The 25213-nt window shown below is 73.3% G+C and carries 17 protein-coding genes; 9 read left to right on the plus strand and 8 right to left on the minus strand.

All coding sequences use genetic code 11. The features are described 5' to 3' along the window. Window positions 1-73: 73 nt before the first annotated feature. From ABGA99_RS22485 to ABGA99_RS22495, 3 genes are all read right to left on the minus strand, one after another. On the minus strand, window positions 74-1207 hold the full coding sequence (locus ABGA99_RS22485; RefSeq protein ID WP_347579947.1) for a PQQ-dependent sugar dehydrogenase: 1134 nt from the start codon (window positions 1205-1207) through the stop codon (window positions 74-76). A 295-nt stretch (window positions 1208-1502) separates the two neighbouring features. Then, window positions 1503-2468 (minus strand): pectate lyase, encoded by a 966-nt coding sequence (locus ABGA99_RS22490; protein ID WP_347579946.1) that lies wholly within the window; start codon window positions 2466-2468, stop codon window positions 1503-1505. A 185-nt stretch (window positions 2469-2653) separates the two neighbouring features. Further along, a complete protein-coding gene (locus ABGA99_RS22495; protein ID WP_347583298.1) occupies window positions 2654-3685 on the minus strand; it encodes a LacI family DNA-binding transcriptional regulator in 1032 nt (343 codons plus the stop codon). Between the two features lie 141 nt (window positions 3686-3826). Here ABGA99_RS22495 and ABGA99_RS22500 point away from each other — a divergent pair, with 141 nt between their 5' ends. From ABGA99_RS22500 to ABGA99_RS22515, 4 genes are read left to right on the plus strand one after another with little or no spacing between them, the layout of a single operon-like run. Next, on the plus strand, window positions 3827-5128 hold the full coding sequence (locus ABGA99_RS22500; protein ID WP_347579944.1) for an extracellular solute-binding protein: 1302 nt from the start codon (window positions 3827-3829) through the stop codon (window positions 5126-5128). Between the two features lie 6 nt (window positions 5129-5134). Continuing rightward, window positions 5135-6088, plus strand: coding sequence for a sugar ABC transporter permease (locus tag ABGA99_RS22505; protein ID WP_347583299.1), 954 nt, complete (start codon window positions 5135-5137; stop codon window positions 6086-6088). Beyond that, a complete protein-coding gene (locus ABGA99_RS22510; protein ID WP_347579942.1) occupies window positions 6088-6906 on the plus strand; it encodes a carbohydrate ABC transporter permease in 819 nt (272 codons plus the stop codon). The genes ABGA99_RS22505 and ABGA99_RS22510 overlap by 1 nt, the downstream gene beginning before the upstream one ends. Next, window positions 6903-9341: a glycoside hydrolase family 3 N-terminal domain-containing protein gene (locus tag ABGA99_RS22515; protein ID WP_347579941.1), complete on the plus strand. Its 2439-nt coding sequence runs from the start codon at window positions 6903-6905 to the stop codon at window positions 9339-9341. The genes ABGA99_RS22510 and ABGA99_RS22515 overlap by 4 nt, the downstream gene beginning before the upstream one ends. Before the next feature lie 87 nt (window positions 9342-9428). Here ABGA99_RS22515 and ABGA99_RS22520 read toward each other — a convergent pair whose 3' ends face one another. Continuing rightward, a complete protein-coding gene (locus tag ABGA99_RS22520) occupies window positions 9429-11666 on the minus strand; it encodes an ATP-binding domain-containing protein (RefSeq protein ID WP_347579940.1) in 2238 nt (745 codons plus the stop codon). Window positions 11667-11852: 186 nt separating this feature from the next. Here ABGA99_RS22520 and ABGA99_RS22525 point away from each other — a divergent pair, with 186 nt between their 5' ends. Further along, window positions 11853-13514, plus strand: coding sequence for an acetolactate synthase large subunit (locus tag ABGA99_RS22525; RefSeq protein WP_347579939.1), 1662 nt, complete (start codon window positions 11853-11855; stop codon window positions 13512-13514). Between the two features lie 21 nt (window positions 13515-13535). Here the strand turns inward: ABGA99_RS22525 and ABGA99_RS22530 are convergent, their stop codons facing one another. Further along, complete coding sequence (locus tag ABGA99_RS22530; RefSeq protein WP_347580024.1) at window positions 13536-14423, minus strand: sugar isomerase; 888 nt, start codon at window positions 14421-14423, stop codon at window positions 13536-13538. A 96-nt stretch (window positions 14424-14519) separates the two neighbouring features. Here ABGA99_RS22530 and ABGA99_RS22535 point away from each other — a divergent pair, with 96 nt between their 5' ends. Genes ABGA99_RS22535 through ABGA99_RS22545 form a run of 3 tightly spaced genes read left to right on the plus strand, consistent with a single transcriptional unit; the run spans window position 14520 to window position 18827 of the window. After that, window positions 14520-15323, plus strand: coding sequence for a DeoR/GlpR family DNA-binding transcription regulator (locus tag ABGA99_RS22535; protein WP_347579938.1), 804 nt, complete (start codon window positions 14520-14522; stop codon window positions 15321-15323). Then, entirely contained in the window at window positions 15320-16537 is a 1218-nt protein-coding gene (locus ABGA99_RS22540; RefSeq protein ID WP_347579937.1) for a Gfo/Idh/MocA family oxidoreductase, read from the plus strand. The genes ABGA99_RS22535 and ABGA99_RS22540 overlap by 4 nt, the downstream gene beginning before the upstream one ends. A 31-nt stretch (window positions 16538-16568) precedes the next feature. After that, the gene (locus tag ABGA99_RS22545; protein ID WP_347579936.1) at window positions 16569-18827 is read left to right on the plus strand and encodes an alpha-N-acetylglucosaminidase; all 2259 of its coding nucleotides are present in this window, start codon (window positions 16569-16571) and stop codon (window positions 18825-18827) included. A 72-nt stretch (window positions 18828-18899) separates the two neighbouring features. Here ABGA99_RS22545 and ABGA99_RS22550 read toward each other — a convergent pair whose 3' ends face one another. From ABGA99_RS22550 to ABGA99_RS22560, 3 genes are all read right to left on the minus strand, one after another. After that, window positions 18900-20924: a translation factor GTPase family protein gene (locus ABGA99_RS22550; RefSeq protein ID WP_347579935.1), complete on the minus strand. Its 2025-nt coding sequence runs from the start codon at window positions 20922-20924 to the stop codon at window positions 18900-18902. A 154-nt stretch (window positions 20925-21078) separates the two neighbouring features. After that, complete coding sequence (locus ABGA99_RS22555) at window positions 21079-22197, minus strand: hypothetical protein (protein WP_347579934.1); 1119 nt, start codon at window positions 22195-22197, stop codon at window positions 21079-21081. Window positions 22198-22347: 150 nt separating this feature from the next. Next, window positions 22348-24432 (minus strand): family 20 glycosylhydrolase, encoded by a 2085-nt coding sequence (locus ABGA99_RS22560; protein WP_347579933.1) that lies wholly within the window; start codon window positions 24430-24432, stop codon window positions 22348-22350. Between the two features lie 324 nt (window positions 24433-24756). Here ABGA99_RS22560 and ABGA99_RS22565 point away from each other — a divergent pair, with 324 nt between their 5' ends. Then, on the plus strand, window positions 24757-25191 hold the full coding sequence (locus ABGA99_RS22565; protein ID WP_347579932.1) for an anti-sigma factor antagonist: 435 nt from the start codon (window positions 24757-24759) through the stop codon (window positions 25189-25191). Window positions 25192-25213 lie beyond the last annotated feature (22 nt).

Below are 25213 nucleotides of genomic sequence, written 5' to 3' on the forward strand. Positions count from 1 at the left end.
CCGCGACCGGAATGGGGCGTGCGCCCGCCGGTGCCCGCGGGCCGCGCTGCGGCGGCCCGCGGGCCGGTGCGGACTACCCGGCCGCATCCAGGCGCTGGATCGGCCCGCCGAGGTCCAGCACGTACAACTCGCCGTCGCCGCCCTGGACGAAGGAGATCACCTCGCCGCCACTGACGCCGAGGTCGCTCTCGCCCGTGACCTCGCCGTTCTCGACCTGCAGAGCGCGGACGGTGCCGTCGCAGTAGTCGCTGAACAGGTACTGACCGGCCAGGTCCAGGATCGCCTCGCCGCGGTAGACGAAGCCGCCGGTGACCGAGCAGCCGAGACCGTCGCGGCCGTACTCGTGGACCGGCGGCACGTGGTTCGCCGGCTCCTCGCCGTCGAAGACCTCGGAGCCCTCCATCCGGCCCCAGCCGTAGTTCTCGCCGCCGGGGCTGCCGGCCGGGGCGTAGTCGATCTCCTCGACCCTGTTCTGCCCGACGTCGCCTATCCACAGGTCGCCGGTCTCGGCGTCGAAGGAGAACCGCCACGGATTGCGCAGCCCGTACGCCCAGATCTCACCGCGCGCGTCGCCGTCGTCGGCGAAGGGGTTGTCCTCGGGGATCGCATACGGGTCGCCGCCGCCCGGATCGATCCGCAGCAGCTTGCCGAGCAGGGTGTCGAGGTTCTGGCCGTAGTCGTGCGGGTCGCCGCCCGCACCGCCGTCGCCGAGGGCGATGTACAGCATCCCGTCGGGGCCGAAGGCGATCTGGCCGCCGTTGTGGTTGGAGTAGGGCTGCTCCTGGGTGAGGACGGTGCGCCGCGAGCCGGGGTCGAGTGCGCCGTCCGCGACGGCGAACTCGTCGACGGTGCTGGTGCCCTCCCGGTCCGTGAAGGAGACGTAGAAGTGCGCGAACTCCGGGTCGAAGGCGATGCCGAGCAGTCCGCGCTCGCCGTCGGTCGTCGTGTCGTCCGAGATGTCGAGCACGGGTTCGCCGAGTCCCGAGTCGGTGAGGACGCGGACGGTGCCCGCGCGTTCGGCGATCCAGACCGAGTCGCCGGGGCCGGCGGTGCCGGCGCTCGGGTTCCGGGCCTCGGCCACGGTGGTCAGCTCGACCGCCGCACGCTTCGGCTTTGCGGGCGGGTCCGCGTTGGCCGCGGACAGGGCGACGCCGGAGACGGCGAGGCAGAACCCGGCGGCGATCGCCGAGATGGTACGCACTCTCATGGTGACCCTCCTGGGGTGGGGTTGAGGGTGTGGGGGGAACGGTGCGTGCGCTCGCACGGTCGGGGCATGCCCCTGGTGCGCAGGAGGATAACCCGCGCGCCGTTCCCGTTGAATACCGCAACCTCGCCCCGGGGAAGGGGGGTTCGGTCCGCCGTCGGCCGTGCCGGGCGGGTGCCGGGGAGCCGGACGGCGGTGCCGTACGCCGGTGAAGCGCTGCGCGCCGCGGGGGACTTCGCTCCGCGGGAGGGGCAGGACGTGTCCCGCGGGGCCCGCCCGCGGCGCGCAGCGCCGTCTCTCAGAGCTTCCCGGCGCCGGCGCCGCCGGTCACGGTGCTCTTGACGCTCTGCGCCGGCTGTACGGAGTAGCCGTACGGGATGTCCGCGACGGAGCCGCCGGCCTCACCGGTGCCGGAGTTCTGGAAGTGGTTGTCGCGGGCCTCGATCGTGCCGGGGCCCGAGCTGGCCTCGCCGAGGTGGAAGGGGTCCTCGGTGTTCTCGAAGTAGTTGCCCTCGATCAGCACCCCGGCGTCCTCGGTGGAGGCGACGCCGTACGAGCCGATGTCGTCGTAGTAGTTGTTGAGCACGTGCACCGGGTTGCCGAAGCGGACCCGCGGGTTGCGCTGGTTGGTGCCGTCGAACCAGTTGAAGGCGTACGTGACGTGCAGGGCGTCGGCGTCCTCGCCTGCGTTGGAGTCGCTGTGGCCGAGCAGCGCGTTCTTGTCCTGGCCGTGGAAGCGGTTCCACGAGACCGTGATGTCGTCCGAGGCGCGCTTGATGTCCAGGTTGCCGTCGCTCGCGTCCGTCAGCGTGTTGTGGTCCAGCCAGACGTCCGTGGCGTACTGGACGTTGACGTTGTCGTCGTCGCTGCCCGAGATGGTCAGGTTCTGCACGATGACGTTGCTGACCTCGCTGATGTTCAGCCCGCCTCCGCCGCTGATGCGGCCGTTGCCGCCGACGCCGACGACGGTCTTGTCGGACGCGATCTTGGTCATGCCGCCGAGCTGGATGGTGCCGTCGACCTGGACGATCCGCGGTCCTGCGCTCTGTACCGCGGCGGTGAACGCGGCCGCGTCCGACACCCTCACGGTCGGGCCGCCGGCGCCGCCGGTGGTGCCGGCGCCGAAGCCGATGGGGGCGGCCGCGGCCGGGGCGGCCTCGTCGGCCAGCGCGCCCGGGACCAGCAGGGCGGCGGTGGCGGCGGCGGTGGCCGTCGCGGTGGCGACGACGAACATGGTGCGGGGCTTCCTCCTGTGCGTGCGCATGTGCTCTCCGTCCGGTACGTGTGCGGGTGGGGGGATGCGCGCCCGCCTGGCGGCGGCACGCTCCGGCCGTGGGTTGCCGCCGGACGGCGGGAGGTTGCCGGTCGCGGTGCCGTTGCGGAGGTACGGGATCCCCCCGGGCGGCGTACGGGACTTCGGCCCGGCCCGGGCGGAGGGAGGCCCGGCTGCTACGGACCGGCCGGCTCCGCGGGCGCCGCCGTGCTCTGCCGTACCACCAGCCGGGTGGCCAGCTCCATGCGCAGCGCCCCCTTGCCGGGCTCGCGCGGGCGCAGCAGCATCTGCGCCGCCTCCTCCGCCATCTGCCGCAGCGGCTGGTGGACGGTGGTGAGCGCGGGGCTGGACCACTGGGCCAGGGGCACGTCGTCGTAGCCGACGACCGACAGCTCGTCCGGCACGCTCAGCCCCTTCAGCCGGGCCGCCTCCAGCACCCCGAGGGCCTGGAGGTCGCTGCCCGCGAACACGGCGGTGGGCCGGCCGGGCCCGTCGAGCAGCTCCATGGCGTGATCGAAGCCGCCCTGGACGTGGAAGTCGCCGAAGCGGATCTGGGCCGGGTCGACGTCGAGGCCGGCCATGGCCATCGCCGAGCGGTAGCCGTCGAGCCGGGCGAGGGAGCACATCATGTCCTCGGGGCCGGTGATGATGGCGATCCGCCGGTGGCCGCGCTCGATGAGGTGGCGGGTGGCGGCCATGCCGCCGGACCAGTTGGCGGAGCCGACGGAGGGCACGTCGGGCTCGGGGTCGCCCGCCGGGTCGACGATGACGAACGGGATGGCGCGCGAGCGCAGTTGCATCTTCACCCGGTCGGGCAGCGTGGAGAAGACCAGCACCACGCCGAGCGGCCGGCGCCGCAGGACGCCCTCGATCCAGTCGGGGTCAGGCGCGTGCCGCGTACCGCTCTCGGTGAGGACGACGCTCGCGTGGTTCTGCTTGGCGACGTTCTCCACGCCGCGGATCAGCTCCATCGCCCAGACGCTCTCCAGCTCGTGGAAGACCAGCTCGATGAGCGGCGCCTGCGGGGCGGCCTGGGCCCGGCGGCGGTAGCCGTGCGTCTCCAGCAGTTGCTCGACTTTCGTGCGCGTGGGCCGAGAGACATCGGATCGCCCGTTGAGAACTTTCGAAACCGTCGAGAGTGACACCCCGGCCTGCGTCGCTACCTCGGCCAGGGTCACTCGGCCGGCCACGTCGTCGTCTTCGCGCATGGTTCGAAGGATAAGGCACGGTCAGCGGTAACGGTTTGGTCGCGCGGCCGCAGGCCCGTTGACCGTCTGCGACAGCTCGCCTACTGTCCAGCCCTACATCGACTTTCGGTGTTCGGGACGAAATTTTCGAGAGGCGTATGTATGAAGACACGTAGGCGGATGCCCCGCATACTCGCCGGCGGTGTGGCGCTGGGGCTCACGCTGAGCCTGGCGGCCTGCGGCGACGACGGCGGATCGGCCTCCGGCGAGAACGAGTTCACCGTCCTCGTCTACGGCGACGCCACCAACAAGGTGGAGAAGAAGCTCGTCGACGAGTTCAACAAGACGTCCAAGGTCAAGGCCCGCCTGGACACCATCCCGGGCGCCGACTACCAGCAGAAGCTGCAGACGATCATCAGCACTCCGCAGGCACCCGACGTCTTCTTCCACTGGGGCGGCGGCAGCATCAAGCCGTTCGTCGACGCCGACCTGCTGCTGCCGCTCGACGACTTCATCAAGAAGGACCCGGGCCTGAAGGACAACTTCCTGCCCTCGGTCTTCGACGCCTCGGTCGTGGACGGCAAGGCGTACGGCATCCCGATGCGCGGCACGCAGCCCGTGATGCTGTTCCACAACAAGAAGGTGCTGGACGAGGCCGGCGTGCAGCCGCCCGAGACCTGGGACGACCTGCTGGCCGCGGTGGCGGAGCTGAAGGACGCCGGCGTCACCCCGATCGCGCTCGGCGGCGGTGACATGTGGCCCACCCAGATGTGGTTCCAGTACCTCTACGACCGCATCGCGGGCCCCGAGCTGTTCCAGCAGGCGCTGGACGGCGACAAGGAGGCGTGGGCGAGCGACGACAGCCGGCAGGCACTCGGCATGATCCGCGAGCTCGTCGACGCCGGCGCGTTCGGCGACACGTACGACTCGGTGAAGTTCACCAACAACGGCTCGCCGCAGCTCGTCGCCTCCGGCAAGGCCGGCTTCGAGCTGATGGGCTCCTGGTACTACTCCACCCAGCAGAGCCTGGACGAGGCGTTCGCCGCCGAGGACCTCGGCTACAGCGCCTTCCCGGTCGTCGACGGCGGCAAGGGCGACCCGGCGAACCTCGCGGGCAACACCAACAACTACTACTCGGTGATGAAGAAGGCCGAACACCCCGAGGCCATCGCGGAGTTCCTCAAGCTCATGTACTCCGACACGTTCGTGAAGGACCAGTTGTCCATCGGCAACCTGCCGACGACGACCAACACCCCGGACTTCCTCGACCAGGCGGCCAGCCCCGAGTACTCGAAGTACCAGTACGACCTGGTCGAGAAGGCGCCGCACTTCCAGCTCTCCTGGGACCAGGCCTACCCGCAGGCCGCCGCCACCGACATGCACAAGGCCGTCCAGCAGTTCTTCAACGGACAGCTCGACGAGGACGGCTTCATCTCGGCCATGCAGGCCCTGCCGACTTCCTGACGCCCCATGACCACACAGATGACGCGCGTCCGTCCCGCCGCCCCGCCCGCCGAGCGGCGGCGGCGCCGGACGCGGACCACGAACGTGGCCGACGTGGGCCGCCCGGGCTTTCTCTGGGCGGCTCCCGCCACGCTGTTCTTCGCCGCCTTCGCCGTCGTACCGCTGATCATGGTCGCGGTGCTGTCCTTCATGAGCTGGGACGGCATCGGCGACCCGGAGTTCACCGGGCTTGACAACTGGCGGCGGGTCCTCGACGACCCCGTGATGATCAAGAGCATCTGGCTGAGCCTGCTGCTCACCGGGCTCGGCGTGGCGATCCAGACCCCGCTGAGCATCCTGCTCGGCGTCTGGGCGGCCGGCCACCAGAAGAACCGCGCCGTGCTCTCGGCCGTCTACTTCCTCCCGCTGCTGCTGTCCGCCACCGCGGTGGCGGTCGTCTGGGGCGCCATGCTCGACCCCAACTTCGGCGTGCCCGCGGAGGCCACCTGGCTCTTTGGCGACGGCAACCTCTTCGGCGAGCAGGCGTCCGCGATCGGCGTCCTGGCCTTCGTCAGCACCTGGCAGTTCACCCCGTTCCACACGCTGATCTACCAGGGGGCGGCGCGGGCCGTCCCGCCCGTGCTGTACCAGGCGGCGGAGATCGACGGCGCCGGGCGCTACCGGCAGTTCTTCCACATCACGCTGCCGCAACTGCGCAACGCGATGATCACATCGATGATCCTCATGGTCGTCGGCGGGCTCACCACCTTCGAGACCGTCCTCATCCTCACGCAAGGCGGCCCGGGGACCGACACCACCATCAGCGCGTACTACATGTACGAACGGGCCTTCAAGAGCTTCGACTACGGCGTCGGCGCGGCCATCGCGCTCGTCCTGGTGCTCGCGGCGACGCTCATCTCGCTGGTCATGGTGCGGCTGTCCGGCTACGACAAGATGCGCAGCACCACGGAGGGCCTGTGATGAGACGGCGTCCCCACTTCCTCGCCGGCGCCGGCTCGCTGGTCTGGCTCTTCCTCGTCGGGCTGCCGCTGTACGTGATGATCTCGGCGACCCTGAAGACCCGCTCGGACTTCGCCCAGGGCGGCCCGCTGGCCTTCCCCGGCGACATCACCTTCGACAACTACACCGGCGCCTTCGACACCGGCTTCGGCCGGTACTTCCTCAACACCCTGCTCGTCACCGTCTGCGTCGTCGGCATCGTGCTCCTGCTGGTGCCGCCGCTGTCGTACGCCATCGTGCGCAACCGCGGCCCGGTCACCACCGGCGTCTTCCGGCTCTTCCTGCTCGGCCTGGCCATCCCGCTCCAGGCCGTGATCGTCCCGATGTTCTACCTCATCAGCGAGGCCGGCCTCTACGACAACCTCATCGGTGTCATCCTGCCCACGGCCGCGTTCTGCCTGCCGGTCTCCGCGCTGATCCTCAGCGGCACCATGCGGGACATCTCCAAGGAACTCTTCGAGGCCATGGCGATGGACGGTGCCACCCCCCGGCGGGTGTTCTTCCAACTGGTCCTCCCGCTCTCCCGGGGCGGCCTCTCCACCGTCGTGGTCTTCTCCGCCCTCCAGGCGTGGAACGGCTTCCTCTTCCCGCTGGTCCTGACCCAGTCCGACAGCACCAAGGTCATCACGCTCGGCCTCTACAACTTCAAGACCGAGCGCGGCATCGACGCGCCCGGGCTGCTGGCCGCCGTGGTCCTGTCGATGATTCCCGTCCTGCTCGTCTACCTGTTCGCCCGGCGTGCCCTGGTCCAGGGCCTCATGGGCGTCGGAGGAAAGTGACCGCGAACGTGGCAGTAGAGACACCCCGGGCAGACGCCCCGGACACGGCCACCCCCGTGTGGAACGACCCCGCACACGACACCGGCACCCGCGTATCGGCGCTGATCGCCGCCATGAGCGTGGAGGAGAAGGTCGCCCAGCTCTTCGGAGTCTGGGTCGGCGCCTCCGCCGAAGGCGGCGAAGTGGCGCCGTACCAGCACGAGATGGAGGAGGCCGTCGACCTCGGCGCGCTGCTGCCCGCCGGGCTCGGCCAGTTGACGCGGCCGTTCGGCACCGCGCCCGTCGATCCCGCGCTCGGCGCGCTGTCGCTGATGCGCACCCAGGAACGGGTCGTGGCCGCGGGCCGCTTCGGCATCCCGGCCCTCGCCCACGAGGAGTGCCTGGCCGGCTTCGCGACCTGGGGCGCGACCGCGTACCCCGTACCGCTCTCGTGGGGCGCGACGTTCGACCCGGCGCTGGTGCGGCGGATGGCCGCGGCCATCGGCCGGGACATGCGCGCCGTCGGCGTGCACCAGGGGCTCGCGCCGGTCCTGGACGTCGTACGCGACGTGCGCTGGGGCCGGGTGGAGGAGACCATCGGCGAGGACCCGTACCTCGTCGGCACGGTGGCCACCGCGTACATCCAGGGCCTGCAGTCCGCCGGCGTCCTCGCCACCCTCAAGCACTTCGTCGGCTACTCCGCCTCCCGTGCCGGGCGCAACCTGGCCCCGGTCGCCGTGGGCGAGCGCGAGCGCGCGGACGTGCTGCTGCCGCCGTTCGAGATGGCGCTGCGGGAAAGCGGCGTGGGGTCGGTGATGAGCTCGTACACCGACACCGACGGCGTGCCCTCCGCGGCCGACGCGCCGCTGCTGACCGGGCTGCTGCGGGAGACCTGGGGCTTCGACGGCACCGTCGTGGCCGACTACTTCGGCATCTCCTTCCTCCGTACGCTGCACGGCGTGGCCGGCGACTGGGCCGGTGCCGCAGGCGCCGCGCTGGCGGCCGGGGTGGACGTGGAGCTGCCGACCGTCAAGACCTTCGGGCCGCCGCTGCTCGCGGCGATCGCCGACGGGCGGGTCGACGAGAGCCTGGTCGACCGCGCGCTGGCCCGGGTGCTGACGCAGAAGGTCCGGCTGGGACTGCTGGACGCCGGCTGGACGCCGGTGCCGGCGGCGCTGGCCGCGGCCGGCGCGGCGGCCGAGCCGGACGCGGTGCGCGGCACCGTCGACCTGGACTCCGCCGCCAACCGGGAGCTGGCCCGCGAGGTCGCCGAGCAGGCCGTGGTGCTCCTCGCCAACGACGGCACCCTGCCGCTGCACCGCCCGCGCCGTATCGCCCTCGTCGGCCCCAACGCCGAGGACCCGCACGCCGTCCTCGGCTGCTACTCGTTCCCCGTCCACGTCGGCGTCAAGCACCCGGAGATCCCGGTCGGGATCGGACTGCCCACGCTCCACGAGGCGCTGCGCCGGGAGTTCCCGGACGCCACCGTCACCGTCACCGCGGGCTGCTCCGTCGACGGCCCGGAGACGGACGGCATCACCGAGGCGGTACGGGCCGCCCGCGCGGCCGACGTCGTGATCGCGGCGCTCGGCGACCGCGCCGGGCTCTTCGGCCGCGGCACCAGCGGCGAGGGCTGCGACGCGGAGTCGCTGGCGCTGCCCGGCGTCCAGCAGGATCTGCTCGACGCCCTGCTGGACAGCGGGACCCCCGTGGTGCCCGTGCTGCTGGCCGGGCGGCCGTACGCCCTCGGGCGGGCGGCGGACGAGGCGGCCGCGATCGTCCAGTCCTTCTTCCCCGGAGTGGAGGGCACGACGGCGGTGGCCGGCGTGCTCGGCGGCCGGACGAACCCGTCGGGCCGGCTGCCCGTGAGCGTGCCGCGCGGCCCGGGGGCCCAGCCGACGACGTATCTCGCGCCCCGGCTGGGCCAGGTGAACGAGGTGTCCAACGTCGACCCGACCGCGGCGTTCGCGTTCGGCCACGGGCTGTCGTACACGACGTTCGCCTGGTCGGGGCTGGAGGTGGCGGCCGACGAGTGCGCCACGGACGGCGAGTTCGCGCTGTCCTTCACCGTCCGCAACACCGGCGAGCGGGACGGCACCGAGGTCGTCCAGCTCTATCTGCACGACCCCGTGGCCTCCGTCGTGCAGCCGGTGCAGCGCCTCGTCGGCTACGCCCGGGTGGCGCTGCGCGCGGGGGAGGAGCGCCGGGTACGCGCCGTCGTGCCGGCCGACGTGGCCTCGTTCACCGGCCGCGACGGGCGCCGCGTGGTGGAGCCGGGCGCGCTGGAGCTGCGGCTGTCGGCATCGAGTGCGGCGCCGCGCCTCACCGCGGCGGTGACGCTGACCGGCCCGCCGCGGTACGTGGACCACACCCGCCGGCTGCACGCCGCGTTCGACCCGCACCGCGACCCGGGCGCCCCGGCCGCGGCGCCCGGGGACGGGGCCGACGGCGGGTGAGCGCCCCCTGACAGCCCGGCCGCAGGCCGGGCGGGTGTGCCGCACCGGGCTCCTCCCGGTCCGGTGCGGCGCACCGACCTTCCCGCGCTAGGCGAGCCCGCCGAGCGCCGCCGGCAGCGCGTCCGCGTAGACGACGCCGAGGCGCTGCGTCGCCCGGGTCAGCGCCACGTACAGGTCGCTGCCCCCGAAGAGCGCCGGCTCCGCGACGATCACCGTGTCGAACTCCAGCCCCTTCGCCTGCCGTGGCCCGAGCAGCACCACCGGCCGCGTCAGGTCCGGCGCCGCGCCCGAGGCCGCGTCGGGCAGCGCCGCCGCCAGCGCCGGCAGCAGCTCCCGCGGTGCGATCACCGCCAGCCGCCCCGCGCCCCCCGACTCCCGGGCCACGGCCGCCGCGACCGCCGCGGGCACGGCGCCGGGCGACTCCCCGGCGCGCTCGGCCCAGGGCCGTACGCCCGTGGTACGCACCGAGCGCGGCGGCGCGTACCCGGGGTCCTCCGCCCGTGCCACCTCGGCCGCGACCTCCATGATCTCCGCCGGCGTACGGTAGTTGACGCCCAGCGTGAGGTGCTCGAAGCGCTTCTCCACATACGGGCCGAGGATCGCCTCCCACGCCCCGCACGCCCCCGGCTCCGCCGTCTGCGCCGGGTCGCCGACCAGCGTCATCGACCGGGTCGGGCAGCGCCGCATCAGCAGCCGCCACGCCATCGGCGACAACTCCTGCGCCTCGTCGACGATGATGTGGCCGAAGGCCCAGGTCCGGTCCGCCGCCGCCCGCTCCGCCGCCGTGCGGTTGTCGGCCTCCTCCTGGCGCTCGGCCAGCCGCTCGGCGTCGATCAGGTCGTGCGCCGCCAGCACCTCCGCCTCGTCGTCGTCGCGGTCCTCGAACTCCTGGGTGCGCGAACCGTACGACATCTCCAGCACGCCCTGCGCGTACGCGATCCGCTCCTGCCGCTCCGCCTCCGCGCGCGCCCGCGCCGCCGCCTGCGCCGGGCCGTCGTCTCCGAGCAGCTCCGCCGCCTCGTCCAGCAGCGGCACGTCCGCCGGCGTCCAGGGCCCGCCGGCGCGGCGGATCAACTCCGCGTCCGCCTCCGGCAGATGCACCGGCTCGGCGAGGAAGTCCGCGACCAGCTCCTGCGGCGTCAGCAGCGGCCACAGCTCCGCGATGGCCGCGTGCACGTCCTCGTTGGCGGCGACCGCCTTGCCGAGCTGGGCGATGTCGTCAGGTCCCAGCAGGTTCTCCTCGCCGAACGGGTCGTCGCCGAGGCGGTCGGTGAGCTGCCGGGTCAGCCCGTCGATGACGTTGAAGGCGAAGTGCGGCTGGGCCGCGTTGTGCGGCAGTTCGGTGTCCCGGGCGCGCCGGCGGGCCGCGTTGGCCAGCCAGTGGTCGAGGTGCAGCTCGCCGTCCTCGTGCGGGATGACGACGGTCGACTCCGGGAGGCGCTGGCGGTCCTGGAGGTACGCGGCGAGCGCGCCGGCCATCGCCGTGCCGCCCTTGACCGCCGCGGCGGCCGGGGTGTCGGTGCCGGTGGCGTCGACACCGGGGAACAGCTCGCCGGGGGTGGCGAGCAGCACGCCGGTCTCGCCGAGGGCGGGCAGCACCTCGGAGATGTAGCCGAGGAAGGCGGGGCCCGGGCCGACGATGAGCACGGCGCGGCGGGCGAGCTGCTCGCGGTGGGCGTAGAGCAGATACGCGGCGCGGTGCAGGGCCACGGCGGTCTTGCCGGTGCCGGGCCCGCCCTCGACGACGAGGACGCCGCGGTGCGGGGCGCGGATGATGCGGTCCTGGTCGGCCTGGATGGTCTGCACGATGTCGTGCATCCGGCCGGTGCGGGCGGCGTCGAGAGCGGCGAGGAGCACCGCGTCTGCGTCGGCACCCTCCAGCCCGGTGCGCTCGGTGTCGGTGAGGTCGAGGATCTCGTCGTGCAGGCCCGTGATCCGGGGGCCCTCGGTGGAGATGTGCCGCCGCCGGCGCAGGCCCATGGGGGTGTGGCCGGTGGCGAGATAGAAGGGGCGGGCCACCTCGGCCCGCCAGTCGACGACGAGCGGCGTGCGCTCCTCGTCGTCCGCGCGCATGCCGATGCGGCCGATGTGGTGGTCGCGGCCGTCGCGGAAGCTCAGCCGGCCGAAACACAGGCCGTGCTCGCCGGCGTTGAACGCGGCCAGCAGCCCGGACTGTTCGGCCACCAGGACGTCGCGTTCCAGTCTGGCCTGCAGGGTGTTGCCCCCGTCCCGGGCCAGGGCCGCCTGCACCCCCGCCGCCGCGCCGTCACGCAGCTCGGTGAGGCGCCGGTGGAGCAGGTCAAGGAATTCCTGCTCCCGTCGCATTTCCTCGTTCTGCACCTCGTTTGACAATTCAACTCCCGCACGGATAGAATGCCCACATCGCACTTTCCCCCAGCGCTGGTTCACCATTTCTGAATGTGCGCAGAGAATTCCCCAGCATAGCATTCCGAGGCTCCGCCGAATTGCGGCGGAGCCTTTGTCGTGCGCCCGCCGGGTTACGCTCGGGGCATGAGCACTGCAGACACCCCCGAAGACGTGGCGCACCTGCTGGTGCGCTGCCTGGAGGCGGAGGGCGTGACGCACGTCTTCGGCGTGCCGGGCGAGGAGAACATCCGCTTCGTCGACGCCGTCAACGCCTCACCTTCCATCGACTACGTCCTGGTGCGCCACGAGCAGGGCGCGTCGTTCATGGCGGAGATGTACGGCCGTATCACCGGCCGCGCGGGGGTGTGCTCAGCGACCCTCGGCCCCGGGGCCATCAACCTGCTGCTCGGCGTCGCCGACGCGCACACCAACAGCACCCCGGTGGTCGCCCTGGCCGCGCAGGGCGGTCTCGACCGGGTGCACAAGGAGTCGCACCAGGTCATCGACCTGCCCGCGATGTTCGCTCCGGTCACCGACTGGTCCCAGCAGGTACGGGCCCCGGGCGCGGTGCCGGAGATGGTGCGCCAGGCGTTCAAGACCGCGCAGAGCGAGCGGCCCGGCGCGGTGTTCCTCGCGCTGCCCGAGGACATAGAGGGCGTCGTTCCCGACCCGCCGCTGGACCCGCTGCCCATCAACCGGCCGCGCCCCGAAGCCCCGTCCCCGGCCCAACTGGAGCGCGCCGCCGAGGTGCTGGCGGGCGCCGCGCGCCCCATCCTGCTGGCCGGCCACGGCGCCACCCGCGCCGGCGCCAAGGACGCCCTGATCCGCTTCTCCGAGCGGCTCGACATCCCGGTGGCGACGACCTTCAACGGCAAGGGCGTCTTCCCCGACGACCACCCCAACGCCCTGGGCGCCGTCGGCTTCATGCGCCACGACTACACCAACTTCGGCTTCGACAGCGCCGACGTCCTCATCTGCGTCGGATACGAGCTGCAGGAGTTCGACCCGGTCAAGATCAACCCGCAGGGCGACAAGCAGATCCTGCACCTGCACCAGTTCCCGGCGGAAGTCGACTCCCACTACCCGGTCGCGGTCGGTGTGCTCGGCGACCCGTCGTCCTCGCTCGACGGCCTCGCGGAGGCCGTCGGCCGTACGTTCCACGGCGACGGCCGGCTCATCCGCGGCCTGCTCGCCGAGGAACTGGCGCACGGCCGCCGCAACTCGTCCTTCCCGCTCGCGCCGCAGCGCGTCGTCGCCGACGTCCGCGAGGCGCTGGGCCGCGACGACGTGGTGCTGGTCGACACCGGCGCCGGCAAGATGTGGATGGCCCGGCTCTACCCCACGTACGAGCCCAACACCTGCCTGATCTCCAACGGCCTGTCCACCATGGGCTTCGCCGTGCCCGGCGCCATCGGCGCCAAGCTCGCCCGGCCCGACGCGCAGGTGCTGGCGATGACCGGCGACGGCGCGTTCCTGATGAACTCCCAGGAACTGGAGACCGCCGTCCGCGAGGGCATCCCGATGACGGTACTCGTCCTCGTCGACGACGAGTACGGGCTGATCACCTGGAAGATGGAGCTGGAGATGGGGCGCCACTCCCACACCCGCTTCGCCAACCCGGACCTGGTGACGTACGCGGAGAGCTTCGGCGCCCGCGGGCACGCGGTGAAGTCCGCGGACGAACTGCTGCCCACGCTGCGCGACGCCCTCGCCCACGACGGTGTGGACGTCATCTCCTGCCCCGTCGACTACACCGAGAACCTGCGGCTGACCGACCGGCTCGGCGCCCTCCAGGGCCCGTTCTGACCGACCCCGCCCCGGTGGTCCTCAGCCCGCGGGGCTGAGGATCACCGAGCGGGTCAGGTGGCGCGGCTCGTCCGGGTCCAGGCCGCGGGCATCGGCCAGCGCCACCGCCAGCCGCTGTGCCCGGACCAGCTCGGCCAGCGGGTCGAGCCCGCCGGTGACCCACAGCGCGCCGGTGGCGTGCACCTCGTCCTCCAGGCCCGCGGGCGCTTCGCCGATCATCCAGGTCGCGGTGCCCGAGGTGGTGATGCTGATGGGGCCGTGCCGGTACTCCATCGCCGGGTACGACTCCGTCCACGCCAGCGCCGCCTCGCGCATCTTCAGCGCCGCCTCGTTCGCCAGGCCCACCGTCCAGCCGGCGCCGAGGAAGGTGAACTGCCGGGCGGCCAGGAGTCCCTGCGGCAGCGGCTCGACGAGCGCCAGCTCCGCGTCCTCCACCGCCGTGGCCGGCTGCACCCCGAGGTGGGCGCGGAGCAGGGTCAGCGCGGTGGTGGCGAAGCGGGTCTGCACCACGGAGCGCTCGTCGGCGAAGTCCAGCACCACCGTGTCGTCCGCGGCCTCGGCCACCGGCGTGGCGCCGTCGGCGACGATCGCGGTGGTACGCACCGAGCCGTCCAGCGTGCCCAGCAGCCGCAGCACCTCCGTGGTGGTACCGGAGCGGGTCAGCGCCAGCACCCGGTCGTAGCGCCGGCCCGCCGGGAAGCCCGACGCGGGGAAGGCGTCCGTCTCGCCGTGGCCCGCCTCCTCGCGGAGCGCGGCGTAGGCCTGCGCCATGAAGTAGGAGGTGCCGCAGCCGACGGCGGCGACCCGCTCCCCGGGCTGCGGCAGCAGCGGCCCGTGCACCCCCGCCAGCTCCGTCGCCCGGCGCCAGCACGCGGGCTGATCGGCCAGCTCAGCGGCTACGTACGTCATCTTCATCGCCCGCCCTGTGTGAGAACCATTGTTCAATCATGCATGCTAAGGCAGAATTCCAAGCATCTTCAAGCATCCTAGCTGGGAGGATTCGGGTTGAACCAGCACGAACGGCACGGTGCCCTGCTGCGGCTGCTGGCCGAGCGTGGCCGGCTCGACGTGGAGGCCGTGGCCGTCGAGGTGGCCGTGTCCGCGGCGACCATCAGGCGCGATCTGGACCAACTGGCCGAGCAGCAGTTGCTGGTCCGCACCCGCGGCGGCGCCGTACCGAACGACGTGGCCTACGACCTGCCGCTGCGCCACCGCGCCGGGCGGGACGCCGTCGAGAAGGAGCGCATCGGCCGGGCCGCGGCCGCCATGGCCGAGCGCGGCATGGTCGTCGGCCTCAACGGCGGCACCACCACGGCCGCGGTGGCCCGTGCGCTCGCCGCCCGCGCCGACTGGGGCGACGGCGAGGGCGACGGCGCCCGCGGCGACGGGCAGCCCGCCGTGACCGTCGTCACCAACGCCCTCAACATCGCCGCCGAGCTGGCCGTGCGGCGCAGCGTGAAGGTCGTCGTCTCCGGCGGCGTCGCCATGCCGTCCTCGTACGAACTGGTCGGCCCGCTCGCCGGCCACATCCTGCGCGAGATCCGCCTCGACATCGCCTTCGTCGGCGCGGACGCCGTCGACGCCGAGCACGGCGCCAGCGCCCGCGACGAGCACGAGGCGAGCATCAACGCGCTGCTCGCCGCGCAGGCCGCGAAGCTCGTCGTGGTCGCCGACTCCACCAAGCTCGGGGTCCGCACCTTCGCCCGGATCTGCCCGCCGGCGGACATCGACGTGCTCGTCACGGACGACCGGGCGGCGGACAAGACGCGCGGGTTCGACAAGCGGGGGATGTCCGTGGTGCGGGCATGAGCGGGCGCGGGAGCTTCGTGACGGACCTGCGGCTGGGGGTCGTCGGCCTCGGACTGCGCGGCGACCTCGCCGACGCCGCCCACCGGCCCGGGGTGGGCTCCGTCGTGGCCGCCGTCGCCGACACCGACCCGGTGGTGCGCGCGGGCGTCGGCGCGCGCTTCCCCGGCGCCGTCGCCCACGCCGACCACCGCCGGCTGCTCGACGCCGCGGACGCCGACGGCGTGGACGCGATCGTCGTCGCCACCCCCGACGACACCCACGCCACCGTCGCCCGCGCCGCGCTCGAAGCGGGCAAGCCGGTCTTCGTCGAGAAGCCCCTCGGCATCACCGTCGAGCAGTGCGACGCGATCTTGCGCACCGCGTACGAGACGGGCACACCGCTGTACGTCGGGGACACCATGCGGCACGCCGGCGTCGTCCGGCTGATGCGCGACATCGTCGCGCGCGGCGACATCGGCGTGCCGCGCACGGTGTGGGTGCGGCACTTCGTCGCGTACGGCGGCGACTACTACTTCAAGGACTGGCACGCCGAGCGCCGCCGGACCACCGGGCTGCTGGTGCAGAAGGCCGCCCACGACATCGACGTCGTCCACTGGCTCGCCGGCGGCTACACCAGCCGCGTGCACGCCCTCGGCGCCCTCATGCTCTACGGCGACCTGCCCCGCCGTCCGCCCGGCACCCCGCGTCCCGCCGGCCGGCACCGGGACGACACCTGGCCGCCCGCCGCACGCCGTGACCTGAACCCCGTGGTGGACGTCGAGGACGTCTCCGTGATGAACATGCGCCTCGACAACGGCGTCATCGCCGCCTACCAGCAGTGCCACTTCAGCCCCGACTACTGGCGCAGCTACACCGTCATCGGCACCGAGGGCCGGCTGGAGAACTTCGGCGACCGCCCCGGCGACGAGGTCCGCGTCTGGCACACCGGCCCCTCCGGCTACCGCCCCGGCGCGGACGCCATCCACCGCGTGCCCGCCGCCGAGGGCGCGCACGGCCGGGCCGACGACCGTGTCATCGCCGAGTTCTGCCGCTTCGTCCGCCTCGGCGACGCCACCGACACCTCGCCGCTGGCCGCCCGGATGAGCGTCGCCGCGGGCGTGCTCGCGACCCGTTCGCTGCGCTCCGGCGGCACGGCGTACGACGTACCGCCGCCGGACCCCGCGCTCGCGGCGTACTTCGCGGCCGGCCAGCGCCGGCCCGCACATCAGCACTGAGGCCCGAGCACCGTCTTCCCGGAAGGAACCGATGAGCGTGAACCGCAGGCATTTCCTGGCAGGGACCTCGATCGCCGGCGGCGCCATGCTGCTGCCGGCCCTCGGCCTCGCGGCGCCGGCCGCGGCGCGCGGCGGCGGCGACGGCACGTACGGCGACGGGGACGGCGGTGGCGGGGACGGCACCGCGGGCGCCCGCCGGGCGCTGGCCCGGCTGCTGCCCCGCCACCACCGCCAGTTCGAGCTCTCCCTGCTCCCCGCCGACGGCCCCGACCGCTACCGCGTCACCGGCTCCCACGGCGCCATCGCGGTGGCGGCCACCGGCACCGGCGCGCTGCTCACCGGTGCCGGCGCGTACCTCAAGCGCGCCGCCCGGGCGCACATCTCCTGGAACGGCGACCAACTCGACCTGCCCGCGCGGCTGCCCGCGCCGAGCGCCCCCCTCACCGGCGAGGCGCACGTGCCGCACCGCTTCGCGTACAACGACACCAACGAGGGCTACACCGGCGCCTACCGCGACTTCGCCGCCTGGGAGCGCGCCCTCGACGTGCTCGCGCTGCACGGCGTCAACGAGGTGCTGATCTGCGTCGGCACCGACGCCGTCTACTACGAGACCTTCCGCGCCTTCGGCTACTCCGACGAAGAGATGCGCGCCTGGATCCCCGCCCCCGCGCACCAGCCCTGGTGGCTGCTGCAGAACATGGCGTACTTCGGCGGCCCCGTCTCCGCCCGCCTGCTGCGCCTGCGCGCCGAACTCGGCGCCCGCATCACCGCGCGCGTACGCGAGCTGGGCATGACCCCCGTGCTCCCCGGATACTTCGGCACCGTCCCCGACGGCTTCGCCGAGAAGAACCCCGGCGCCCACGTCGTCCCGCAGGGCGGCTGGGTCGGCTTCGACCGCCCCGGCTGGCTCGACCCCCGCGACCCGCACTTCGCCGAGGTCGCCGCCGCCTTCTACGGCCACCAGCGCGACCTGCTCGGCCCCGCGGGCCTGTACAAGATGGACCTGCTGCACGAGGGCGGCGACCCCGGCGGCGTCCCCGTGGGCGACGCCGCCCGCGCCGTGGAAGCGGCGCTCCGGCGCGCCCACCCCGACGCCCTCTGGGCGATCCTCGGCTGGCAGCACAACCCCCGCCGCGAGATCCTCGACGCCGTCGACCGCGACCGCATGCTCATCCTCGACGGCCTCTCCGACCGCTTCCCCACCGTCACCGACCGCGAGGCCGACTGGCTCGGCACCCCCTACGCCTTCGGCGCCATCTGGAACTTCGGCGGCCACACCCCCCTCGGCGCCAACACCCCCGACTGGGCCGAGCTGTACCCCGCCTGGCGCGACAAGCCGGGCAGCGCGCTGGCCGGCATCGCCATGATGCCCGAGGGCGCCGACAACAACGCCGCCGCGATGTCCCTGCTCACCGAACTCGCCTGGACCCCGGGCCGGATCGACCTCGACGCCTGGTTCCGCGCGTACGCCACCGCCCGCTACGGCGCCGAGGACCCGCACGCGGCCGCCGCCTGGCAGGTGCTGCGCGAGACCGCGTACGGCACCACGCGCGCCGACTCCTGGAGCGAGGGCGCCGACAGCCTCTTCTGCGCCCGTCCCGGTCTCACCGTCCGCAGCGCCGCCGCCTGGAGCCCGCAGGAGGACCGCTACGACATCGCCGCCTTCGACCGCGCGCTCACCGAACTCCTCGCCGTCGCCCCCGGGCTGCGCCGCTCCGCCGCGTACCGCTACGACCTCATGGACGTCGCCAGACAGGCGCTCGCCAACCGCAGCCGCCCGCTGCTGGCGCGGATCAAGGAGGCGTACGAGGCCGGCGACCGCGCCGCGCTGCGCGAGCTGACCGCCGCCTGGCTGGAGCTGATCCGGCTGCTGGACCGGGTGGTGGGCACCGACCCGCAGCACCTGCTCGGCCGGCATCTCGCCGAGGCCCGCGCGTGGGGCGCCGACAGTGCCGAGCGCGACCTGCTGGAGTACGACGCCCGCTCGCTGATCACCACCTGGGGCCCGCGCGCCGGCAGCGAGGCCGGGCTGCACGACTACGCGAACCGCGAATGGCAGGGCCTGCTCGGCGACTTCTACCACAGCCGCTGGAGGACCTACTTCACCACGCTCGACACGGCCCTGGCGACCGGCGAGGAGCCGGCCGCCGTCGACTGGTTCGCCTACGAGGACGCCTGGGCGCGCCGCCGCGACCGCTACCCCGAGAAGCCGCGCGGCGACATCCGCCGGCTCGCCGAGGAGACGGTGCGTGTCCTGGCCCGCGACCCGCTCGCCGCGCTCGTGCGCTGAGCGGCGGCTCCCGCGGGGCCCACAGCCGCGGTACGGGTACGGGTGGCCACCACCCCGTACCCGTACCGCCTCTCACACCCGCCGCTGGACGTGCAGCAGATACTCCTTGCGGTCCAGCGGGTTGTGGTCGGTGCGCGGCCGGGCCGGGGCGTGACCGCGCACCGCCCGGTAGCGGCCGAAGGCCGTCTCCAGGACACCCTCGCCCCGGGTCAGCGCCGGCAGCCGCCGCTCCAGCCCGTGCACCCGCGCCGCCGGCACCTCGCCCTCCAGCACCGCGACCCCGCCGCGCACCTCCTGCCCGTCGACCACCGCGGCCAGCGCCGCGAACACCGGCCACAGCGCCGGCACCGCGTCCTCGGGCGCCTCCAGCCGGAAGCGCTGCACCGGCTCGTGCACCCGCGTGCCCGCCCGCCGCAGCGCGTCGGCCAGTACCAGCGGGGTGATGCCGCGGAAGTCGGCGCCGGTGCTCGACATGGCCTTGCTGAAGCCCTGGTGGGCGTGGCTCTGCCGGGGCCAGTAGCCGGAGTGCGTCATCGTCACCCGCACGTCGGGGACCTCCCAGCCGGACAGGCCCTGGCGCAGCGTCGCGCGGACCGTGTCCTCGACGGCTTTGAAGAACGCGTACGGCATCGAGCCCAGCTCCACCGCGAGCGCGAAGACCACGCCCGTGCCGGGCGGCGCCGGGTCGACGCGCAGCCCGACGGTGGCCAGGAAAGGGTTGGTGTCCGTGTCGCCCTTCTCGTACGCCGAACCGCTGCCCGCCAGCCGCTCGACGTGGATGACGGACGACTCGCGGAAGGAGACCGGCAGCCCGTACTCGTCGGCGAGCGTGGCCCCGATGACCTCCTTCTGCACCTCGCCGTAGAGCGAGACGTACAGCTCCCGCCGGATGTCGTCCTGACGCAGCGCGATCAGCGGGTCCTGCTCGGCGAGCTGGAAGAGCGCCGCGTGCAGCGCGCCCCGGTCCGCGGCCCGGTCCGGCACCACGACCGTCTCCAGCGTCGGCGGCGCGAAGTGGTGCCGCCGCGCGTCCGCCGCCCGGCCCACGGCCGCGCCCACCGCGTCGCCGATGCGCACCCCGGCAAGGCCCCGCACCAGAGCGATGCGGCCGGCCGCGACCCCGGCCGCGGGCAGCGCCGCGCCCTGCTCGAAGACCTCGACGCCGGTGACCTTCTCCGTCACGGGGGCGCGGTCGCCGTCGCCGTACGTCAGCTCCTGGCGGGTGCGCAGCGTGCCGGCGAGCATCCGCACGTAGGCGACCTTCTCGCCGCCCGGACCGCGCTCGACCTTGAAGACCGTGCCCGCGGCGGGGCCTTCCGCGTCCCCGGCGGGGGCCGGCAGCAGCTCCTTGATGCCCGCGGTCAGCTCCGCGACGCCCGCGCCGGTGGCGGCGGAGCCGAAGTACACCGGGTGCACGAGCGCGCCGGCGGTCTGCTCGGCGAGGCTCTTGCGCAGCCTGCGGTACGTCACCGCCGCCTCGTCGGCGACGTAGTCCGCGAGCAGCGCGTCGTCGTGGCCGGCGAGGACGTCGGCGAGCCGGCCGGTGAAGGCCGCGTTGCCGGGGTGGTCCGGGTGGTCCGGGCCGTACGGGGTGAACGCGGCGGCCCGGGTGCCGAGTCCGCTGACGGAGCCCATGGCGACGGCGCCGGGCGCGAGTTTGGCGGCGATGTCGCGCACCAGTTCCTCATCGCGCGCGCCGCGCCGGTCGGTCTTGTTGACGAAGACCAGCGTGGGGATGGCCAGACGCCGCAGCGTGCGCATCAGCACGCGCGTCTGCGCCTGCACGCCCTCGACGGCGGAGACCACGAGCACCGCACCGTCGAGCACGTGCAGCACCCGCTCCACCTCGGCGATGAAGTCCGGGTGGCCGGGCGTGTCGATGAGGTTGACGGTGATGCCGTCGAGCGCGAAGGAGACGACGGCGGACTTGATGGTGATGCCGCGCTGCCGCTCCAGCGCGAGCGAGTCGGTGCGGGTGCTGCCGTCGTCGACGCTCCCGACCTCCTCGACGACCCCGGCCGCGTGCAGCAGCCGCTCGGTCAGGCTGGTCTTACCGGCGTCGACATGGGCCAGGATTCCCAGGTTCAGCGTGTGCACGAAGCGTCATGTCCCTTGCGTAGGTGGCGATGGCCTGCTGGGTGGACATGAACGCTGCGCGCATGCGCGTTTCCTCTCGGTCCTGGGGACATGGGTCTGCCGTGCCCGGCCAGTGGAGCAGCGGCCGGCCGGGCGCGGCAACCGAATTAACGCATCAGCGGCGGCCGAACCGCTCGATCAGCTCGGACTGGTACGACGTCGTGCCCTCGACCCGCGCGTAGCTGCCCACGGCCCACGGACCGCCGTGCCGCCCGCCCGGGGCCAGGGCGGCGACCTCGTACCCCTGCGTCTCGCCCGCCGTCACCGTGGCGCCCTCGTGGCGCGTCCAGCGGCGGCCGTCGTAGTGCCAGAGCACCGGCGGGCCCTCCCACCCGTACGGGTCTCCGGACACCCAGATGCCGCCGCGGCCGTCACCGGTGAGGGCCTCGGCGAAGAGCCCGCTCACCGGCCCCGTGACATCCCGCCACCTGTGGCCGTTCCAGTGCAGGACCCTGGGCTCGGCGAATCCCTCTCCGCCGGCCGCGGGGACCCGACCGGTCGCCCAGACGCTGCGGTCGGACTCCACATGGACGCCGGTCAGCCGCAGGTCTGGGTCGCCGGGGGCCTCGGTCTCGCTCCAGCGGCCGTTCTGCCAGCGCATCACCACGGGCCGGCTCTCCTGGCCGACGTGGGCGAAGCCGCCGACGGCCCAGGCGCTCCGGGAGGAGCGCGCGTCGACGTCGGCCAGGTCCAGCCCGTTCGGCACCCTCTCCGTCTTCCAGGAGCCGCGCGCGTACGTGCTCAGCCACCTCCAGCCCGCCACCCACACGCGGCCCCGTTCGGCGGCGATCTCCGCGGAGCCGTGGTGCTCGCCGCCGGGCAGCTCCGGCAGCGGCACCTGCCGCCACTTCCGGCCGTCCCAGCGGACGACGTACTCGTCGTCGTAGTTCCAGCCGTACGCCCACACGTCGCGCGGCGAGGCGGAGTCGACGCTGTTCCAGTAAGAGACCGGCGGCAGGGCGGGGTCCTCGACCTCCCGCCAGCGCCGGCCGTCCCAGTGCAGCACGACGCCGTCGGGCATGCCCTCGTAGAGGCTGTCGGTGCCGACGGCCCAGGCGCTGCCGCCCGCGGACGTCACCGAGTGCAGCCAGGCGCCGTCGGGCAGGCTGCCGGCGAGCGATATCTCCCAGCGGGGTTCGTGCGTGCGGCCCGCGGCCGACGCGGGGGCGGCGAGCGCGGCGCCGGCGGCGAGCGCCGCGGCGATCGCCAGGGCGGTGCGTACCCGTGTCCTCATCCGTGAATTCCCTTCCAGCGGTGCGGTCTGACACGGGGTCAGACCGCCCGCCGGGGGTGAGGGTTGTCCGGGTATTTCAGTTATGTCAGTACGTCACCGGAGGTGCGCACGGGCGCCGCTCGACGTTCACCCCGGCGCACCCCGCAGGGCTCACCGGACGCGTACGGCGTCCAGTTCCGCCACCGAGGCGAACGTGTCCGACGCGCCGTGCTCACTGAGCACCTTCAGCGCGATGTGCCTCGCCTTCACCTCCCGGAACGGCACGGTGAACTCCGTGCGGTCCTCCGGGAAGCTGCCCGCGGCCACCGTCCGCCAGCGCTCGCCGTCGGCGGAGACCAGCACCTCGTAGTCCTTCACCCGGCCGTTGATGCCGCCGTCCTGCCGCGGCATGTAGCGCACCCCGGCCAGCTTCCGCTGGGCGCCGGTGTCGACGGACAACTGCTGCGGCAGCGCGGCGCCGTAGTCGCTGTGCCAGTGGGTGTACGGGTCGTTGTCGACGGCGCGCGCGGCCCCGCCCGGCTCGCCGGCGCTCTCCTCGGTGGTGGCCGTCGCCGTCCAGCCTTCCTGCCCGTACAGACCGGAGTTGGCGCCGATCTGCGACTCGGGGTCGGCCGGGTCCGGCACCGTGAGCGGCAGCGCGTCGCCGACGCGGTCGTAGCCGTCGAGGAACGGCTGCACGGGGGAGCCGGCCGGGGTCGCCCAGGTGCGGTCGGCGACGACGGCGAGTGGGCGGCGGGCGAAGTAGTCGACCCAGCCGTCGGAGTAGTCGTAGGTGCGGTCGGACCAGCGGGCCATCCGGTAGCCGAGGATGTGGGGCGCGGACTCGAACGGGTAGTCGCGGTACACGTCGCGTACGTCGAAGAAGGCGTAGTCACCGGGCGTGGCGCCGAAACCGGCGCTCATGTACAGCTTGCTCTCCTCCATGCCGACGGTCGGGTAGCCCTCGGCGGCCCGGCCGCCGGGGGGCGAGAGCCATTCGGTGACCCCGGTGCGCTTGTCCGGGTCGATGCTCGTGGGCTGCTGGAAGTCCCACCACTGCCAGACCTGCGCCGTCTTGCCCTCGGCGCGGACGGCCCCGGCCAGGTCGTCGATGAACTCCACCAGCACGTCGCCGGGGTAGGGGTAGCCCTGCTTCTTCTGGTACGCGACCAGTTCGGGGCACGCCTCCTGCGCCGGGCGCAGCGGGATCTCGTCGGTGCCGATGTGGAGGTACGGGCTGTCGAAGACGTCCGCGACCTCGGCGACCAGTTCGCGGGCGAAGCGCCGCGTCTCCGGCTTGGTGTAGTCCAGCGTCCAGTGGCCGCGGTCGGAGCCCTCCCAGCCGTTGCTCGGCCGGGACATCGACTCGCAGGCGAACGCCAGGTCGGGGCGGGCGTCGCCGATGGAGACGGCGTGCCCGGGCAGGTCGATCTCCGGGACGAGCGTGACCCCGTAGCGCGCGGCGTAGTCCTCCAGGTCGCGCAACTCGCGCTTGGTGTAGTGCTGTTCGGCGACGATCTCCGGGAACCGGTCGCTCTCGATGCGGTAGCCGTTCCAGTCCGTCAGGTGCAGATGGAAGGTGTTGAGCTTGTACCAGGCGAGCTGGCGGATCTGCTGCTTGAGGTAGTCCACCGAGAAGTACCGGCGGCCCACGTCGAGCATCGTGCCGCGCTCGCCGTGGGTGGGGTGGTCGCGCACGGTCCCGCGGACGACGGTGTGCTCCTCGGCACCGGTGCGCAGCGCCTGGAGCAGGGTGCGGGTGCCGTAGAGCACGCCGCGGCGGTCCGGGGCGGTGACCCGGGCGGCGTCGGCGAGGTCCAGTTCGTAGCCCTCGGGGGAGGGGGCGCCGCCGCCGAGGTCCAGGCCGATGTCGCCGCGGCCGGGGCGGCCGGTGGCGATCCGCGGGCGCAGGCCCTCCTGGAGGTCCAGCTCGCGGGCGAGCATCGCGGCGGTGGGCGCCAGCTTCCCGGCGTCGCCGCGGTCCAGCACGATCCGGCTGTCCCGGGTCAGCTCCCACGTGCCCGAGCCGCCCTCCCACGAGCGGACCGAAGGGATCGTGACGGGTGCGGAGTTGGGCTCGGCGGCCTGGCTCGCGGGCACGCCGGGGGCGAGGGACAGCAGCATCCCGGCGGCCGCGGCGAGCCACAGCGCGCGGTTGCGGGGGCGCCGCTGCCGGCGCCGGGCGTACGGCCCGGCGTGCGGCGCCGTGCGTACGGACGGGCTGCGCGGTGCTGGCGCTGGGGTCTCCTGCGGCATGGCGGCTCCCTCGGGCGACGTCAACTGCCCAGGCGTACCAGCCCGTCGGCGACCGCGGCCATGGACGGAAGCGCGGCGCGGCGTGGACTTACGCGCCGGCACCTGATGCAGTGACAGCCCATTGCCATATCGTGTGAGAATCGGTCAAGCTGTTTGTGAATTAATCGCCCGGTTGAGGGAATCTTGACCGGCTCGTTTGCGCCAACCTTGCCCCTGTCCCGACATGCCGCACTACGGTTGGCGGTCCACCCTGGACCCCGGTGACTATGATCTCGGCTGCCTGCCCCCGGCTGGGCAGAACGGGCCCCGTGGGGGGAGCACGTGGTGTACACAGACGACGTGACCGGAGCTTCGTGGCGTACCGGCGGCGACGAACACGCCGACCGGGTGGAGTCGCGCTTCGCGCGGAGCTACCGGCTGCACGGATTCACGGTGCTGGAGCTGCGCGGTGAGATCGACCTCGCCGCCCAGCTCGATGTCGAGCCGTACCTCGACGTGATCACCGGCGCGGCCGCGCCGCGCGTGGTCATCGATCTGGGCCGTACGGAGTTCCTCGACTGCTCGGGCCTGCGGCTGCTGGTGCGCGCCCGCAGACGCACCGGCGACCGCGGCGGCGAGCTGCGGCTGGTCTGCCCCGAGGGCGTCATGGCGCACCGGATCCTGCGGTACTGCGGCCTGCTCGACACGCTCGGTCCGGTGCCGTCGCTGGCCGACGCCCTGCCCGAAGAAAACCCGGGAGCGGTCGCTAGTCAAATTTGATTAGAATCGCGCTCATGTGTTC

It is taken from the genome of Streptomyces sp. B5E4, from assembly GCF_039871555.1.
In the GTDB taxonomy this organism is placed as follows: domain Bacteria; phylum Actinomycetota; class Actinomycetes; order Streptomycetales; family Streptomycetaceae; genus Streptomyces.